Origin of the sequence: Microbacterium sp. Leaf203 (genome assembly GCF_001421275.1) — a bacterium.
GTDB classification, from domain to species: domain Bacteria; phylum Actinomycetota; class Actinomycetes; order Actinomycetales; family Microbacteriaceae; genus Microbacterium; species Microbacterium testaceum_A.
The window spans coordinates 396,713-413,598 of record NZ_LMKF01000022.1; the positions used below are offsets into that span (position 1 = coordinate 396,713).

Annotated in this window: 17 protein-coding genes; 10 read left to right on the forward strand and 7 right to left on the reverse strand. The window is 71.0% G+C overall.

The genetic code is table 11. From position 1 onward, the window contains the following. Positions 1–36: 36 nt before the first annotated feature. The 5 genes from ASE56_RS03120 to ASE56_RS03140 all read left to right on the forward strand — a co-directional run bounded on the left by ASE56_RS03120 (position 37) and on the right by ASE56_RS03140 (position 7,223). The gene (locus tag ASE56_RS03120; protein WP_056224828.1) at positions 37–441 is read left to right on the forward strand and encodes a phage holin family protein; all 405 of its coding nucleotides are present in this window, start codon (positions 37–39) and stop codon (positions 439–441) included. A 34-nt stretch (positions 442–475) separates the two neighbouring features. After that, positions 476–982, forward strand: a complete 507-nt coding sequence (locus ASE56_RS03125) for a low molecular weight protein-tyrosine-phosphatase (RefSeq protein WP_056224830.1) — start codon at positions 476–478, stop codon at positions 980–982. Between the two features lie 27 nt (positions 983–1,009). Then, positions 1,010–2,389 carry an adenylosuccinate lyase gene (gene purB / locus ASE56_RS03130; protein ID WP_056224831.1) on the forward strand — a complete coding sequence of 460 codons (1,380 nt, stop codon included), beginning with the start codon at positions 1,010–1,012 and terminating at the stop codon, positions 2,387–2,389. Positions 2,390–2,713: 324 nt separating this feature from the next. Continuing rightward, a complete protein-coding gene (locus tag ASE56_RS03135) occupies positions 2,714–6,025 on the forward strand; it encodes a discoidin domain-containing protein (RefSeq protein ID WP_235556916.1) in 3,312 nt (1,103 codons plus the stop codon). Between the two features lie 160 nt (positions 6,026–6,185). Beyond that, on the forward strand, positions 6,186–7,223 hold the full coding sequence (locus ASE56_RS03140) for a zinc-dependent alcohol dehydrogenase family protein (protein ID WP_056224833.1): 1,038 nt from the start codon (positions 6,186–6,188) through the stop codon (positions 7,221–7,223). Between the two features lie 21 nt (positions 7,224–7,244). Here the strand turns inward: ASE56_RS03140 and ASE56_RS03145 are convergent, their stop codons facing one another. The 3 genes from ASE56_RS03145 to ASE56_RS03155 all read right to left on the reverse strand — a co-directional run bounded on the left by ASE56_RS03145 (position 7,245) and on the right by ASE56_RS03155 (position 8,976). Further along, on the reverse strand, positions 7,245–7,610 hold the full coding sequence (locus tag ASE56_RS03145; protein WP_056224835.1) for a hypothetical protein: 366 nt from the start codon (positions 7,608–7,610) through the stop codon (positions 7,245–7,247). Further along, positions 7,607–8,239: an acyl-CoA synthetase gene (locus ASE56_RS03150; RefSeq protein ID WP_082450295.1), complete on the reverse strand. Its 633-nt coding sequence runs from the start codon at positions 8,237–8,239 to the stop codon at positions 7,607–7,609. The genes ASE56_RS03145 and ASE56_RS03150 overlap by 4 nt, the downstream gene beginning before the upstream one ends. Positions 8,240–8,343: 104 nt before the next feature. Then, complete coding sequence (locus tag ASE56_RS03155) at positions 8,344–8,976, reverse strand: GNAT family N-acetyltransferase (protein WP_056224836.1); 633 nt, start codon at positions 8,974–8,976, stop codon at positions 8,344–8,346. A gap of 73 nt (positions 8,977–9,049) precedes the next feature. Here ASE56_RS03155 and ASE56_RS03160 point away from each other — a divergent pair, with 73 nt between their 5' ends. After that, the gene (locus ASE56_RS03160; RefSeq protein ID WP_162234483.1) at positions 9,050–9,685 is read left to right on the forward strand and encodes a TetR/AcrR family transcriptional regulator; all 636 of its coding nucleotides are present in this window, start codon (positions 9,050–9,052) and stop codon (positions 9,683–9,685) included. 85 nt (positions 9,686–9,770) lie between these two features. Next, positions 9,771–9,956, forward strand: coding sequence for a hypothetical protein (locus tag ASE56_RS03165; RefSeq protein ID WP_056224839.1), 186 nt, complete (start codon positions 9,771–9,773; stop codon positions 9,954–9,956). A gap of 272 nt (positions 9,957–10,228) precedes the next feature. On the opposite strand, the gene ASE56_RS03170 is transcribed toward ASE56_RS03165, so the two are convergent. The 3 genes from ASE56_RS03170 to ASE56_RS03180 all read right to left on the reverse strand — a co-directional run bounded on the left by ASE56_RS03170 (position 10,229) and on the right by ASE56_RS03180 (position 14,695). Continuing rightward, the gene (locus ASE56_RS03170) at positions 10,229–11,290 is read right to left on the reverse strand and encodes a DUF916 domain-containing protein (RefSeq protein ID WP_056224841.1); all 1,062 of its coding nucleotides are present in this window, start codon (positions 11,288–11,290) and stop codon (positions 10,229–10,231) included. Between the two features lie 64 nt (positions 11,291–11,354). Then, complete coding sequence (locus ASE56_RS03175; protein ID WP_056224843.1) at positions 11,355–13,346, reverse strand: metallophosphoesterase family protein; 1,992 nt, start codon at positions 13,344–13,346, stop codon at positions 11,355–11,357. A gap of 131 nt (positions 13,347–13,477) precedes the next feature. Continuing rightward, complete coding sequence (locus tag ASE56_RS03180; protein ID WP_056224845.1) at positions 13,478–14,695, reverse strand: HupE/UreJ family protein; 1,218 nt, start codon at positions 14,693–14,695, stop codon at positions 13,478–13,480. Positions 14,696–14,819: 124 nt separating this feature from the next. On the opposite strand from ASE56_RS03180, the gene ASE56_RS03185 reads away from it, so the two are divergent. Then, positions 14,820–15,476: a hypothetical protein gene (locus ASE56_RS03185; RefSeq protein WP_056224847.1), complete on the forward strand. Its 657-nt coding sequence runs from the start codon at positions 14,820–14,822 to the stop codon at positions 15,474–15,476. Positions 15,477–15,741: 265 nt separating this feature from the next. Here ASE56_RS03185 and ASE56_RS03190 read toward each other — a convergent pair whose 3' ends face one another. Further along, complete coding sequence (locus tag ASE56_RS03190) at positions 15,742–16,044, reverse strand: LPXTG cell wall anchor domain-containing protein (protein WP_056224848.1); 303 nt, start codon at positions 16,042–16,044, stop codon at positions 15,742–15,744. A gap of 191 nt (positions 16,045–16,235) precedes the next feature. On the opposite strand from ASE56_RS03190, the gene ASE56_RS03195 reads away from it, so the two are divergent. Continuing rightward, complete coding sequence (locus ASE56_RS03195) at positions 16,236–16,439, forward strand: ribbon-helix-helix protein, CopG family (RefSeq protein WP_056224849.1); 204 nt, start codon at positions 16,236–16,238, stop codon at positions 16,437–16,439. Beyond that, entirely contained in the window at positions 16,436–16,807 is a 372-nt protein-coding gene (locus ASE56_RS03200) for a type II toxin-antitoxin system death-on-curing family toxin (protein WP_056224850.1), read from the forward strand. The genes ASE56_RS03195 and ASE56_RS03200 overlap by 4 nt, the downstream gene beginning before the upstream one ends. Positions 16,808–16,886 lie beyond the last annotated feature (79 nt).

Below are 16,886 nucleotides of genomic sequence, written 5' to 3' on the forward strand. Positions count from 1 at the left end.
CCGCGGCGCGACGGCGGGCCGTGCCACGATGGGGGCATGCGCTTCGTCGTCCGCGTCGCCGTCAACGCCTTCGCCATCTGGATCGTCACGCTGCTGCCCGCCCTGCAGGTGCGGCTCATCCCCTTCGCCCCGGGCGAGTGGTTCCAGGTCCTGCTCACGCTGCTCGTGGTCGGGCTCATCTTCGCGCTGGTCAACACGATCATCGGCACCGTCGTCAAGATCGTCGCGATCCCGCTCTACATCCTGACGCTCGGGCTCATCTCGCTGATCATCAACGGTTTCCTGCTGTGGCTCACGGGCGTCATCACCGAGAACTGGGACTGGGGCCTGCGCACCGGCGAGTTCTGGTTGACGGTCGTGGCGGCGCTGCTCATCGGCATCATCAACGCCGTCCTGGGCGGCATCCTGCGTCCGCGGCGCGAGGAGCGCGAACGCCGCTGATGCGTTCGAGGCCCATCACCGCCATGATGGGGGGATGACCGCGAACCCCGACGCGCCGTTCCGCGTCGTGTTCGTATGCAGTGGCAACATCTGCCGCTCGCCGATGGCCGACGTCGTGTTCCGCCGTATCGCCGACACCTCGGGCCTCGGGGCGCACATCGCGTCGAGTTCGGCCGGCACCGGCGACTGGCACGTCGGCGAGCGCGCCGACCACCGCACCCTCGCGGCTCTCGACCGCCTGGGCTACGACGGCTCCTCGCACCGCGCCCGGCAGTTCCAGTACGCCGACTTCGAGCGCAACGACCTCGTCGTCGCCCTCGACCGCAGCCACGAGCGCGTGCTGCGCGGGTGGGCGCGCGACGAAGACGACGCCGACAAGATCGCCCTGCTGCAGTCCTTCCTTCCGGATGCCGAAACCCTCGACGTCCCCGACCCGTACTACGCCGGGGCCCCGATGTTCGACGAGGTGCTCGGTATGATCGAACGCGCCAGCAGGGCCCTGTTCCGACAGCTCGAGCCCGCCATCCGTTCCGCGGGCTGACCCGTTCGCGCAACCCCCGGGAGACCCGTGTCCTCTCTGCCCCCGCAGCCCCTCAGCCCGCTCGACGGACGGTACTTCGCCACCGTCGCGGACCTCGGCGACTACCTGTCGGAGGCCGGTCTCAACCGCGCCCGCGTCGAGGTCGAGGTCGAGTGGCTGCTCGCCCTGACCGACCGCTCGCTGTTCGGCACCTCGCCCGTCTCCGACGCCGACCGCACGCGCCTGCGCGCCCTCTACGAGGAGTTCGGCGCCGACGAGATCGCGTGGCTGAAAGAGAAAGAAGCGGTCACCCGCCACGACGTCAAGGCCGTCGAGTACCTCGTGCGCGACCGCCTCGACACCCTGGGCCTCACCGCCCTCGCCGAGCTGACCCACTTCGCGTGCACCAGCGAAGACATCAACTCCACCGCCTACGCCCTCACCGTGCAGCGCGCGGTCGAGCGCGTGTGGCTGCCGAAGCTCCGCTCGGTCACCGCCGCCCTCGCCGAGCTCGCGACGCAGCACCGCGACGCCGCGATGCTCTCGCGCACGCACGGGCAGCCGGCCACGCCCACGACCATGGGCAAAGAGATCGGCGTGTTCGCGTGGCGCCTCGAGCGCGTCATCCGTCAGCTCGACGCCGGGGAGTACCTCGCCAAGTTCTCGGGGGCCACCGGCACCTGGTCGGCGCACGTCGCCGCCGAGCCCGACGTCGACTGGCCCGAGTTGACGCGCGCGTTCATCGAGTCGCTCGGCCTGGGCTTCAACCCGGTCACCACGCAGATCGAGTCGCACGACTGGCAGGTCGAGCTGTACGACCGCGCGCGTCACGCGGGCGGCATCCTGCACAACCTCGCCACCGACATCTGGACCTACATCTCGCTGGGCTACTTCACGCAGATCCCCGTCGCGGGAGCCACCGGTTCGTCGACGATGCCGCACAAGATCAACCCGATCCGCTTCGAGAACGCCGAGGCGAATCTCGAGATCGCCGGCGGGTTGTTCAGCACTCTGGCATCCACCCTCGTCACCAGCCGCATGCAGCGCGACCTCACCGACTCGACCACGCAGCGCAACATCGGCGTCGCCTTCGGACACTCGCTGCTCGCGCTCGACAACCTGCAGCGGGGCCTGACCGAGATCTCGCTCGCCGAAGACGTGCTGCTGGCCGACCTCGACGTGAACTGGGAAGTGCTCGCCGAGGCGATCCAGACCGTCGTGCGCGCCGAGATCGCCGCCGGTCGCTCGCAGATCACCGACCCCTACGCGCTGCTGAAGGACCTCACGCGCGGACGCCGCGTCGGCGGCCCCGAGCTCGCGGAGTTCGTGCGCGGTCTCGACATCGGCGACGCCGCGAAAGAGCGCCTGCTCGCGCTGACCCCCGCCGCGTACGCGGGCCTCGCGTCGCAGGTGGTCGACGCGCTGTAACGCGCTGCGGGCGCGGTACGCGCCGCCGCCCCGCCCCCTCCGTGAGTGTCCAGAACACCCGGACGATCTTCGGAAGCGTCCGGCTGTTCTGGACACTCGACGTGTTCTCGCGCCCGCGTCGTGCCGGCGGCATTCGCGTCGGCGAGCACCCCACCGCGAACTGCCCCTGGACGTCGCGCACCGGTGCCCCATAGTGTTGACGTCAACATCCCCCACCGCGGCCCCCGGGCCGTCGTGCGCCGCACCGTCGCGGCGCAGATCGGAACAGACGCGATGACGCCTCGACGCCCCTCTTCCTCTTTCGTGCGCACGCTCCTCGCGGCCGTGACCGCTGCCGTGGTCGCCGGAGCCCTGGCATCCCCCCTCGCGGCGAGCGCCGCGGGCGGCGTGCCGACCGATCCGAACGACGGCGTGCCCCGGATCGACCCGCCCGTCACCTACACGAACTTCCAGCCGCTCGCCGACCCCGGCCTCGGCGCGGCCGACTACTTCCAACCGGCCTGGTACGACACCGACGGCCGGCACATCCAGGCGCACGGCGGGCAGGTCGTCACGACCGAAGAGAACGGCCAGACCGTCTACTACTGGTACGGCGAAGACCGCACGAACGGCTACTGGAACAGCCCCGGCGTCGCGGTGTATCGATCGACGGATGCCAAGAACTGGACGAACCTTGGAGACGCGCTCCGCAGCATCTCGACGCGGGACGACCTGCTCACGCCCTACTTCGAGGATCTGTACGACACCGTCGACGAGAACGGCCAGCCGCGCACCGAGAAGATCGACGCCCTCGCGTACCACCTCAACTCGACGCAGAACTCGGATTACACCGCGATCTTCGAGCGCCCCAAGGTGCTGCACAACGCCAAGACCGGCAAGTGGGTCATGTGGTGGCACGCCGACGGGCGCACCGAGCCCGGCGGCAGCACCTACGCGCGGTCGATGGCGGCCGTCGCCGTATCGGACTCGCCCGCGGGCCCGTTCCGCATGACGGGCGCCTTCCGCATGCCCAACCGCACGGACTACCAGGCCTGCACGCAGTACGCGGTCCCCGGTCAGGCGCGCGACATGACGGTGTTCCAGGACGACGACGGCAAGGCCTACATCTCGTACTCGTCGGAGGAGAACTACAGCCTCTACGTCGCCGCCCTCGACGACGCCTACACGAACGTCACCCACACCACCGATCGCGACACCCTCGACGTCAACCAGTACTCCGAAGACGGCCGCTACCCCTACGTCTTCGCCGACGGGACCCCCGCGGCGCCCGAACGGGGGAAGGACTTCCAGATCGTCAAGGAGTGCGGCCACCTCGAGGCGCCCGCGATCTTCGAGCGCGACGGCACCTACAGCGTCGTCACCTCGGGCGCGACCGGCTGGGCGCCCAACCCGCAGACGTACTACACGACGAAGAACCTGATGGGCACGTGGATCCGCGGTGTCGACGCGAACGACGTGAACGAGACCGTCTCGTACAACGCCATCCCCGACGGGGGTGACGGCCTGCTCTCGATCGGCGACGTGCGCCGCTCGACGTTCGGCTCGCAGACGACGAACGTGTTCGAACTCGAGCCGGGCAAGTTCGTCTACATGGGCGACCGCTGGAACGAGGGCAAGTCCGACTCGACCTACGTCTGGCTCCCGCTCACGGTGGGCGAGAACGGACGCCTCGAGATGCACAACCCCGCCGCCGAGGACCCCGCGCGCTACGGCAAGGGATGGGACGCCTCGTACTGGGATGACAAGGGCTTCGGCCACGGCACCTGGCGCGCCGTGACCACCGGTCTGCCCGAGACCGTCCGCCGCGGCGCCACCCCGCAGCTGCCCACCAGCGTCCCCGTCGACACCTCCGCCGGCACCGCCCCGGTCGCCGTCACCTGGTCGACGGTCGACACGAGCGCGCTCGGCCCGCAGACGATCACCGGCACCCTCGCCGCCGACGCGAACTTCACCGCCGGTCGCTCGTTCCAACGCACGATCACGGTCGCCGAGCCCGGCATCGCCGACATCGCCCCCGAGGCGACGGTCACCGCGTCGAGCCGCTCCGACCTCGTCGCCACCCTCACCGACGGCAACCCCACGGCCAAGGGCTGGGACGACTGGACCGGAAACGGCTACCCGCGCGACAGCTGGCTGCAGTTCGACTGGGGCACCGACCGCACGTTCGACTCGATCGTCGTGCACACCTACAAGGACGGGGCGACGGCGACCTGGCCCTCGCGCATCCAGGTGCAGTACCGCGACGCCTCGGGCGCATGGAAGGACACCGCGGTCGAGGCGACCCTCGCTCAGGATGCCAGCGCCCCGGCCCCCACGGCCGTGATCGACGCCCGCACGCTTCCGGCGGCCAGCGCCCTGCGGCTCCGGCTGACGAGCCAGGCGAACACGTGGCAGTCGATCTCGGAGGTCGACGTGTGGGGCAACGCCTCGGCCGTGAACGTGTGCCGCGATATGGGCACGACGGTGTCGGCATCCTTCCACCAGACGAAGTGGGCCACGATGCCCGCCTCCAACGCGTGCGACGGCCGACTCGGCACGGCGTGGTCGACCTGGACCGACGCGGGCTACAAGGACTCCGCGACCTTCACGATGGAGACGTTGGAGATCCACCGTCTGAACGAGGTGCGCTTCACGAACCTCGAGGGATCGATCGCGGGTGTCTCGCTCGAGTACCGGGACTACCACGACAACCAGTGGAAGCCGCTGCCCCTCACCGGTGACGCGCCCACGGTGACGAACGGCGTCGAGACGACGTTGTCGTTCCAGAAGGTCCTGGCGACGGGCCTGCGCTTCACCTTCGCGACCCCCGGGTCGTACCTGAAGATCCCCGAGTTCTTCGTGGCCGAGGCCGGCGGGATCGCGCACATCGAGCCGTTCCTGCGGACGCAGCCCAACGCCGCCGGCTGGTACACCGCCGCTCCCGTACCGGTGAGCCTGTCGCACGACGGCAACACCGACGTCGAGGTGCAGCACCGCATCGACGGCGGGGCGTGGCAGACGGGGCCGGACTTCGACGTCACCACCGACGGCGACCACACCGTCGACTACCGCGCCCTGTGGAACGGCACCGAGGTGCCCGAGGTCGCCGGATCGCTCCCCATCCGCATCGACACGGCCGCCCCGACCACCGAGGCCTCGACCGAGAAGCCCTCGACGCTGCTGCGCCTCATGCAGCCGGCCGCGGTGTTCCAGGCCCTGGCACCCGCCGAGGCGACGGTGGTGTTCCAGGCGACGGATGCCACCTCGGGCGTCGCCCTGACCGAGTACTCGCTCGACGGCGGGACGACGTGGACCGCGGGCTCGAGCGTGACGCTCACCGGCGCCGGAGACCACCTCGTGCAGTTCCGCTCCACCGACGTGGCCGGCAACCTCGAGCAGGCGCGGTCCGCGACCGTCACGGTCGTGGCGGGGGCCGCACCGGGGGAGGACGCGGGAGCGGGCGACGGCTCCGGAACGGGCGCGGGTACCCCCGGCACCCCGGCGGGCACCGTCGGCGGATCGGGCGGGACCGCGGCGGCCGGCAGCGGTCTGGCCGCCACCGGCTCCGAGATGCCTCTGGCCCTCGGCATCCTGGCCCTGGTCTTCGGGGGTCTCGGCGCGGGTCTGCTTCTTCTGCGCCGCCGCCGGCACGCCTGACGTCGCCGCTCACGCGACGTGAGCGTCCAGAACACCCGGACGAAATCCCGAAGCGTCCGCGTGTTCTGGACACGCGACGGGCGGGCGGCGCGCGAGGCGCTGTCCGCGGGCGTGAACCCCCGCGCGCGGGCCGCGCACGCGGAGCAGGAGAATGGATGCCATGCGCGCGATGATCATGGATGCCCTGGCCGAACCCCTCGAGGTGCGCGAGGTCGAGGCCCCGAGCGCCCCCGCCGGCGGGGTCGTCGTCGAGGTGCACGCGACGGGCCTGTGCAAGAGCGACTGGCACGCGTGGGTCGGGCACGATGACGTCTCACTCCCCCACGTTCCGGGGCACGAGCTGGCGGGCGTGATCGTCGAGGTCGGCGAGGGCGTGCAGCGCTGGAGCGTCGGCGACCGCGTGACGGTGCCCTTCGTGATGGGCTGCGGGGCCTGCGAGTGGTGCCTCGGCGGCAACGCACAGGTCTGCCCCGACCAGCAGCAGCCGGGCTTCACCCAGTGGGGGAGCTTCGCCGAGCACGTCGTGCTGCGCGCGGCCGACACGAACGTCGTGCGCATTCCCGACGACGTCTCGTTCGAGGCCGCGGCCGCCCTCGGCTGCCGCTTCGCCACCGCCTACCGCGCGCTCACGGGGCGGGCGCGCGTGCAGGCGGGCGAGTGGATCACCGTCGTCGGCGCGGGCGGCGTGGGCCTCAGCGCTGTGATGATCGGCGCCGCCCTGGGCGCGCGCGTCATCGCGGTGGATCGCACCCCGGCGGCTCTCGACGCGGCGAAGCGGCTCGGGGCCGAGCACACGCTGGTCGCCGACGGGTCCGACATCGCCGCGGCCGTGCACGAGATCACCGGCGGCGGCAGCCACGTCTCGGTCGACGCGGTCGGCAGCGCCCAGACGGCGCGCGACGCCGTCCTGAGCCTGCGTCGACGCGGGCGGCACGTGCAGATCGGGCTGCTCCCGACCGCCGACGGCATGACCTCGATGCCCATGGCCCGCGTGATCGCGTGGGAACTCGACCTGCTGGGCAGCCACGGCATGGCCGCGGTGGACTATCCCGAGATGCTCTCGCTCATCGAGAGCGGCGCCCTGCGACCGCAGGAGCTCATCGAGCGCGTGGTGGGACTCGCCGAGGCGGCCGACCTGCTGCCGACGATGGACTCGGCGTCACCCGCGGGGATGACGATGATCGACCCGCGCCGGTAGTCGCGGGTCGCGATCGGCGCGTCAGGCGCGCGGCTCGGTGGGGCCGTCGTCGGCACGCGGAGACTCGGGCGCGGCCGCGGCCTCGGGGGCGTCGGCATCCGGAGCGTTCTTCGGAACAAGCAGCGGACGGTCGACCGTGGCGGTGACCTTGGAGGGGTCGACGGCCAGCAGCAGCAGCGCCAGCGAGACGAGAGTGACGATGAACGTCGCTCCCGCGGCGACCAGGCCCACGATCAGCGCGCGCTGGATCTGGTCGGCGGGCCGCGTCTGGAAGAAGCCCATCGACATGAGCGTGACGAACCCGGCGAACAGGGCGGCGATGAAAGCCAGACCGAGAAGCTGAACGGGCTTCATCAGGTCGCGGCGGGTGGTGGGCTTGTCGGTCATGACGCGGCCTCCTCGGAGGGTACGGCCGGAACGGGCTCGGTGCGGCGCGGAGAGAACCCCGCGATCGCGAGGAACACGGCGACGACCGCCGCGTACCCGCCGAAGAGACCCACGGCGATGGTGATGCCGGTCAGCGTGAACGAACCCGCCCCGGCGATGCTGTAGTCGAGCGCGTACTGCTGGATCGGGAGCAGCAGCACGACCCCGAGGACGAGACTCAGGATGCCGATGAGCACGCCGTCTCGCGCACCCGCGGCCCCGACCGTCTTGCGCTGGCGCAGGGCGCCGATCAGCTCGATCGCGCCCGAGACGAGAGCCCACGCGATCACGACGCCGAAGAAGACGCCGGTCGTGCGCCAGGTGCCGACGCTGGCGACCATGCCCGCGACGATCGAGACGATCGCGAGCAGCGCCGGGATCAGGCGCTGGCCGCGCGGGTGGACGAGCCACACCGACAGGGCGAAGACGAGCCCGGTCGCGAGCGCGAAGCCGCTGAACACCCCGAGGCCGAGGGGGGCGGAGTGGTCGGACGAGAAGGTGACCATGACGGCGGCCAGCGCCGCGAAAAGGGCGCGCGCGAGCTGCACGTGGCGAACGTCGAAGGCGCGCTCGGAAGAAGGAGTGGTCACGGAGGGTCCCGGAGAGACGGTGTCGATGTCGCCCAGTCTATTCCTCGGCGCCTGAGCGGACTTTGTGGACGCTCGACGTCGAGATGCCTGCCCGGGACGCCCCCTCAGACCGCTCGGGCGGGCACCGCGTGCCGCGCGGGCGCGGGCGGGCGGAGCATGGCCATCGGCGAGGCCCCGCGGATCCCCGGGATCGGCGCGAGCTCTTCGAAGCCGAGGCGGCCGTAGAGGCGGCGGTTGTCGGGGGTCGACGACTCGAGGTAGGCGGTCGTGCGCGTGACGTCGAGCGTCTCGAGGCGGGAGCGCAGGAGAGCACCGCCCACGCCGAGTCCGCGCGCGGCGGGCGAGACGCCGATCTGGGCGAGGTACCAGTGCGGCGACCGCGGGCGGTGACGCGCCAGCCGCGACGACAGGGCCGCCGCCCGGACGATGCCGGCGACGCCGAGGGCCGACAGGTAGCCGGGGAGCTGGCGCCAGGGGAGGGATGCCGCGCCGGGGCCTTCCCACGCGGCCACCCCGAGGATCTCGTCCCCGTCGGAGCGACGAGCGAGGTCGACGCTGCCGGTCTCGAAGGCGGCGCCCCGCAGGAGCGCGGTGAACAGGGTCGTGAGCCGCTCGATGCGGCGACCGCCCGGAAGGATCGCGGCCATCACGGGATCATCGCGGAAGGCCTCGGCGAGCACGCGCGCGGCGGCGGGGAGGTCGGCCTCTCGAGCGGGGGTGATGTGCAGGTCGGTCATCGCGTCTCCAATTGGTCCGTGTGGATATATTCAGTATGCGAGACTCGACCGCCCCGATCGCTTGGAGAACGCCGTGAACGCCGAGGCCCCCACCCGTGACTACCTCCCCCTCGAAGAGCGCCGCGAACGCCTGCTCGACGCCGCCCTCGCCGTCGTGGCCGATGCGGGCGCGTCGGCACTGAGCCTGCGCCGGGTCGCCGAGCGCGCCGGCGTCGCACATCGCGTGGTGACCTACGCCTTCGGATCCAAGACCGCCCTCGTCGAGGCCGTGCTCCACCGCGCATCCCAGCGCACCCTCGAGGCCGTGTGGGCCGACGACCTCGCCCTCGACGACTTCGCCGCGGCCGTGCGTCTCGCACTGCGCGGACTCGCGCGCGACCTGCGCCGACACGAGAGCGAGTACCGCGTCGTGAGCGAGCTGACGGCATCCGCCCGCTCCCATCCCGACCTGCGGGCCGCCGCGCAGAGCGAGATCGAAGCGAGCATCCGCGCCATCTCGGACAGCATCGAGCGCTGGTCGACGGCGACGGGGCGGACGCTCGAGACCCCGATCCCGATCGTCGCCGCCGCCCTGCGCGCAAGCGTGGACGGGCTGGTCGAGTGGTGGCTGAGCAGTCGCGACGACGCGGCTCTCGACGACGTGGCGGATGTCGTGGCGTCGGCGTTCGAGGGCCGGGAAGCCGGTCGGACGCCCGCACCGAGGGGGTAGCCGACGGCGTTCTCAGCCGATTGCTCACCTTCGCGTAGGTTTTTCACCATACGATCGTCTTGCCGAACCGATCGAAGGAAAAGCCGTGATCCCCCCGTCCGTGAGCCCCGCCCGATCATCCCGTCTCGCCGTCGTCGCCGTCGTCCTCGGGGCGCTGCTGACGGTCGGCCCCGCCGTCACCGCCGCGATCGTGCCCGCCACCGTCCAGGCGGAGGTCATCCACTACCGGCCCGCGACACCGATCGCGCACGGGCCGTCGATCCACTTCTGACCGACCGATACACGACCGAGGGACCGAGCCGAGAGGCCCGGTCCGTTCGTCGTCCTCACGTCGCGGATCGTTCCCGTGTGCGTTCCGTGAGGAACCCTCGCCCCACCCCGGGGCGGCGGCAGAATCGTCGGGTGAGTGAAGCAGACGGTTCCGATCACCCCGCCTTCGCGTCTTCAGACGTCGACCTCGAATCGGGCGTGATCCTCGGGTACAACTGAAGCTCCGGCGGGTCGCCGACGTCGATCCCCATGACGATGTCGATGACCCGCCGGTCACTCGACGAGCTGGCGCTCCTTCTCGGCCAGCGTGCGCTCGACGGCGGCGGCCACGCGCTCGTCCTCCGCCTGCTGGGCCCGGCGACGGCGCTCGCGCAGCAGACGCGGACCGAAGACCGCCCCCGCGACGATCAGCACGACCAGGAGCAGCAGCGGCCACGGAATCGCCCACCCGAACGTCGACACCTCGATCGGATCGAGGGTCGAGATGGAGCCCGCGGCATCCGTCACGATCGGGGTCGCCGACACCGACGCGATCAGTACACCCATCGCGGCCACCGCGGGAACCCGCACGTCGCGCTCCCAGCTCTCGCCGGGCAGCAGGGTGGGGGCCGCGTCGTCGGGCGCGGAATCGAGACGCGCGAGCCCGAACGGACCCGTGACCGCGTCGGCCTCTTCGGCCGCGAGCGAGACGTTCCCGGTGTTGTGCAGGCGGTAGTGCACGGTGGCGTCGCCGAAGAGGAAGGGCACGAAACCGCCGTCCCACCCGACGCGCAGGTCGTCGACGGCGAGCGCCGGGGCGAGGTCTCCCCCGACACGGATGCCGGTGCGGATGCCCAGGCGACGATCGACGTTGACGTTCGCGGAGGCGTCGGCGACCGTGAGCGAGGTGACGACCCCGCCCGCGTAGTCGCCCGGAGTGGCGTTCTGGGGCACGTCGACCGCGAACGGCACCTCGACCGTCTGACCGGCCGGGACGGTCACGTGACGCTGCGGCACGGTGACCCACGCGCCCACGCCCACCGACTGCTCGCCGGCGATGCGCAGATCGAGAGCGCCGGTCGAGGTGGTGTAGCCGTCAGCGGCGTACACGTCGAGCTCGACGGCCTCGGCACCGCGGTTGGCGACCACGAGGGCGTCGTCGAGGTGGGCGCCGGGGTTCAGCGCGTAGCTGTAGTTCGTGCGATCGGCGCCGAGCGCGTTCGAGGCGGTCCGCACGGTCCAGGTCACGTCGTCGGTCGCGGCCAGGGCGGGCGCGGCACTCCACGCGCCCCCGGCGATCACAGCGGCGGCGAGGGCGAGGGCGGCGACCCGCGACAGGGAGGGCAGTCGAGTCATGGGGGATCCTTCGAGAGGGTCGCCGGCGGGGAGACGAGCTCCCCGCCGGCGCTGTTCGCTCTGGTCAGCCGGCCAGGGCGGTGAGGGTCAGGGTCGCGCGGTAGCTTCCCTTGTCGATGGTGTTGGGGATCTTCAGGTCGAGGTCGGCGCCGACGACTCCGGCGCTGCGGTCGTGACCGGTGGGAGCCGAACCGAGCAGGCGGGAGACCGACAGACCGTCGCCGCCGTCGTACCCGGAGTTCACCGCGGCACCCGCGACGGCTCCGGCACCCGGGGTGACGACCTTCGGCGCCCATCCGAGGAACGAGCCCTTGAAGGTCTTGCCGTCGTCGACGAAGTCGCCCACCGACGCCGAGACCGACCACGGCGACTTGCTCGCGCGGGTGTCGGTGACGGTGATCGGGTTGATCTGACCGGTGGCCTCGAAGTACTGCAGGTTCTTCTCCTGCGCGGTGCCCATGTCGACCAGGCCGTTGTGGCCGTTGATGGTCCACCCGAACTCACCGGGAGCGCCCGTGGGGACGTCGACCTGGATGTCCTGACCGTCGCCGTGGTTGGGGTGGATGGTGACCTCGTCCTGGATCGTGCCCACGGCTTCGGCGGGCTTCGAGCCGTTCTCGGGGCCGCACCAGAGCACCTTCTTCAGCTCGACGGCCGCGTTGGGCGCGTCGCAGGTTCCGGAGCGGATGTTCTGCACGACCAGCTGGTCCTTCTTCACCTGGACCTTGACGTACGAGCGCACGTGCTCCTGGTTCTGCACGGAGTTGTACCAGTAGTTCGCCGGGTTGAGCGGGTCGGCGCCGTTGCCGGCACCGCTCGTTCCGCTGCTGTCGGGCGTGGTGATGTCGTAGTACTTCGATCCGGATGCCGTGTTGGCGGTGACGTACACGACGCCGCCGGGGCCTTCGAAGACCTCGTCCTGACCGGGCTTCTCGTCGGCGTTCGCCTTGGCGCCGTTCTTGATCTCGTACGAGCGCGAGTAGCTGTGGTCGTGGCCCTGGAGAACGAGGTCGACGCCGAGCTTCGAGAACGCGGTGGGGAAGTCGGTGCGACGGACCTTGTTGTCGGAGTCCTTCGCGTGATCGGCCGGCGAGTAGATCGCGTGGTGGTACACGAGCACCGTGTACTTGGCATCCGCCCCGTGGGTGTTCACGACGTCGGTGACGTACGAGATGTGCGCGTCGTCGCCGCCGCCGCCCTGGGAGGTGGCGTAGCTGTTGCTGTTCAAGTCGATGTACAGCACGTCCTTGTAGATGAACCAGTAGTCACCGCCCGACTCGGTGCCGATGCTGCCCGAGCCCTTGCGGTAGTAGGCGCCGGAGCGGTCGGTGTTGGGGGTGTACAGGTGCTGCTCGTAGGCCTTGCCGCCCACGTCGTGGTTTCCGATGGTGGCCGCCCACGGGATCTGCCGCAGGGCGTCGGGGGCGAGGAAGGCGTTCCACTGGTCCTCGCGGTTCGCGGAGTCGACCTGGTCGCCGCCCGAGACGAGCATCTCGGCGTTCGGGTTGGCCGAGACGGCGACGTTCATCGTGTCCTGCCAGCCGGCCTGGTCCTTCGCGATGTCGCCCGAGGACCCGATCTGGGGGTCGCCGAAGAAGAGGAAGTCGTAGTCGCCCTCGAACGACTGCGTCTTGAAGGCGTAGGTGTCCGACCAGTTGCCCTCGGAGCCGACGCGGTACGAGTACGCCGTGTTCTCGGCGAGGCCGGTGATCGTGGCGTGACGGTTGAAGCCGCCGCTCGCGGCGATGTTCGCCGTTCCGGATGCCGAGAAGGTCGTCGCCGACGCCGGGAACTGGCCGCCCGTCAGCGCCGAGGTGGGCGCGAGCTGCACCGTCTGGGCGGTGTCGGCCGAGGAGTACCAGGTCACGATGCGCTGCGACTGGTCGGCACCGACGCCGAGGATGACGCCGGTGAGGGTGGCCGTGGTGTCGGCCATCGCCGCCGGGACGCTCGCCACGCCCGTGAGGACGAGGGAGGCGCCGACCGCGGCGGTTGCGATCCACGAGACACGGCGACGCGTGCGCGTCCCGTGCGACGTCGATGCGGTGAGGAACATGGCTGTCCGTTTCTTTCGAGGGGGTCTCTGGTGCACACTCACCGATGGCGAGCGCATCCCACGCTCCGCCCGCCGGGTGTCGTCCGAGTGAATTGTTGACTCAGCACACGTATCGGCTGCGCCAACACCCGTCACTCGATGCCGAGGATGCGCTGCACGAACCAGACGAGTCCCGCGACGGTGACCACGACCGCGATCGCGGCGCTGACCCACATCCCCACGCGCGGGGCGCGACGGCGCAGCAGCACCAGCAGGGGGAAGACGATCACGATGATGCCGATCTGCACGGCCTCGATGCCCACGTTGAACACCAGCAGCGACCACAGCAGCGTCCACGACCAGGGCTCGTCGATGCCGAGCGCCGAGGCGAAGCCGAGACCGTGCACGAGACCGAAGACGAACACGACCGCGACGCGCAGCCAGCCCGCGCGGTCGAGCCGCAGGAAGCCGTGGGCCTTCGACAGGTCTTCGTCGGCCTGATCGCGGCGGACGAGACGCCAGAGGTACCACGCTGCGACGACCGCGATCGAGAGGGCGATGGTCGGCTCCACCACCTCGGGGGGAGCGGCGATCACCCCGGTCGCGGCGAGGATGAACGTCACCGAGTGCGCGATGGTGAACGTCGTCGCGGCGATCACGATCTCGCGCAGGCGCCGGGATCCGACGATCAGCGCGAGCAGGAAGAGGATGTGGTCGATCCCGGTCAGCAGGTGCTCGGCGCCGAGGCGGAAGAACTCCCAGAACCGCTCCAGCGGCGACTGCGCGGTGGTGAACGAGGGGTGCTCGGCATCCAGCACCGTGCTGCCCTCGTGCAGGTCGAGGTTGTACGTGAGGATCGTCTTGGTGTCGGTGACGTAGCCCTCGGCGTCGGGGAAGAGCGAGGCCGCGATCTCGTGCCCGTTCTCGGACGGCGGGCAGGCGTCTTCGAGGGTGACGACGGCGTAGGGCACTCCGTCCTGCCGCGTCATCGAGATGTCGTCGTCCATGCGCGCGGTGCACGCCGCCCCGGACGCGGTGATCCGGAACCGCTCGCTGACGTAGCGGGCGATCGTGTCGCGGTGCGAGATGAGCACGGCGGCCTGCGCTGTCGCGTCGCCGTCCTGGAACGCGGCCATCCCCTCCTGGTAGAGCGGGTCGTCCTTCTCGGCGTCGGCGGCCGAGACGACGAGCAGGTCGTACTCGAGCTGCAGCTCGGCGCGCACGACGCCGGTGCCGCCGCTCTCGAGGTTCGCGTAGACGACCGACAGGATGCCGTGGGCCGAGGCCGGCGCCGCCAGGGACAGCAGCGCCGCGATCCCCGCGGCCACGAGCAGGACGCGCGCGAGGACGCGTCGAACAGAGTCAGACATGTGCACCTTTCCGTCGGAGATCGTGCGCGCTCGTCGTGAACGGTTGCCCGCGGTGGGGCGAACGGAAACGAAACGTGCGGGCGGTGTTCTCCTGCGCGCCACCTGAACGGTTCAGGGTGAGGGGGTGAAGCGACGGGTCCTGGCCGCGGTGTCGGCGGCGGCGGTGGTGGCGGTCCTGGCGGGCTGCGCGAGCGACGAGGGCTGGTCGGCGATGCGCCCCGCTCCCGCGGCCGTGGGGTCCCCCGCGCCGGGCTTCGCTCCCGCGACGGCTCCGGCGCCCGAGTCGACGCACACTCCCGCCCCCGGCTCGTGGAACGGGGTGTCCGCCCCCGCGGGGTACCGGGTCGCCCTGCTCACCGTGGGCGATGACGCTCCCACCGCGACCCTCGTCGCCGCGGTGCGCGACTGGGCGGAAGAGACCCACGCCGACCTGCGCGTCGTGCACGCCGACGACGACATGATCGACGGGGCCGTGCGCGCGATGGAGCTCAATCCCGACCTGATCATCAGCGCGGGAGACGCCCTCGTCGACCCGCTCGCGACGGTGACCGCGAATCACCTCGACCGCCAGTTCCTCATCGTCGGCGCCGAGCTCGCCGAGCCGACCGAGAACGTCACCGCGGCGGACTGGACCGGGGCCGCCTACCGCGGCGAGGGTCTGGGCACCGCCGCCGCGTACGATCCGTCGACGTTCACACCCGAGCGCGCGGGCGCGGCGGTGCGCGCGGGAGTCGCGGCCGTGCTCACGGGTCTCCGCGGCATCGTGCTCTGGATCGACTGAGCGGGCGCCCCGCTCCGGCGTTCGCGCCCCGTGGCACACGCTCAGGAATCCTCCGAACCTCTGTCGCCGGCGCCGTGCCAGGGCTGAGGTTGTGCGAATCGCTGAGATCGGGTGCGTCGCGGCCGCCGGTCGAACCCCGCGCTGCGGGTGCGGCCGTGAGCACAGGCTCAGGGATTCGCACAACCTCCGTCGCCGGGGCCTGATTCGGGCTGAGGTTGCGCGAATCACCGAGCCTGGGGGCGGGGATGCCGCGCGTCGCAGGGCCTCAGGCGCGGCGCCGCCGCGAGCGGATGACCACGCCCGCCACCACGGCCGCGACGGCCAGGGCCGCACCCCACAGCGCAACCTCGGCCCCCGTGGCGGGAAGCGCGCCGGGGCGGGGGGTCGTGGCATCCGGAACCGCGCTCGAGGCGGGCGTCGGCGTGGGAGTGGTCGGGGCGCCCGTGCGCGCGGGCACCTGCACCTGGATGACCATCGAGTCATCGCTCGGCGCGGCGCCGTCCGCGGCCAGGGGGAGCCAGACGGCGGATGCCACGAGCACCGCCGCCGTCGCCTTGAAGGGGATCACGGAGCCCAGTGTGGCGGCCGCGGGTGAGCGCGAGGAGACCGGAGAGTGAACGGCGGACCGCGTATCGAGCCCTTGCCATATCTGTCAGGGTTCTCTGCGATCGCCGCCCAGACGGGGCACCGAACCGCTGGCGCCACCCCTCCCCGACCCTGCGCCGTATCTCGATGCAACCAGAGAGGGAGGACGCCACCATGGTCATGACGGTTCGCCTGTCAGACGAGGCGGAAGCGCGCCTCGAACACCTCGCCGCCGTGATGCAGATGAGCAAGAACGCCGTTATCGAGCAGGCAGTCTTGCACCTGGACGAACGCGCCGAACGGCGCCGCCGGTTCCGCGACGCCATCGCCCAGGTGGACAACCGAGACGCCGAGCTCCTCGACCGACTCTCCCAGTGACCGAATACCTCCATCCCGAGGACGTCGACGAGCTCATCGCGGATAAAGGCTTCCACTACGGAGATCGGGGCGGCCTGCTCTCCGCCCTCGCCGCCCCCATGCCGGTTTTCGGCGAAGAGGTCCACGAAGGCATCCACCGCAAAGCCGCCGTGCTCTTCACCGGGATCAACCACAACCATCCACTCCTGGACGGCAACGAACGGCTGAGCTGGTACCTCACCGCAGTGTTCTACGACTTCAACGGGTACACCCTGACGGCCGACCCCGACGAGGGCGACCGCTTCGTTCGGACGGTCGCTGGCGAGAATCCGCCCTCACTCAGCAATGTCCAGCAGTGGTTCGAGGAACACACCCTCCGCACGGGCTGACACCCAGGGATCTGAGCCAGCCGACCGGAGAGGGGCGGCCGTCCTCCGCTGCCCGGCGCCGAGCACGCTCGAGCGGACC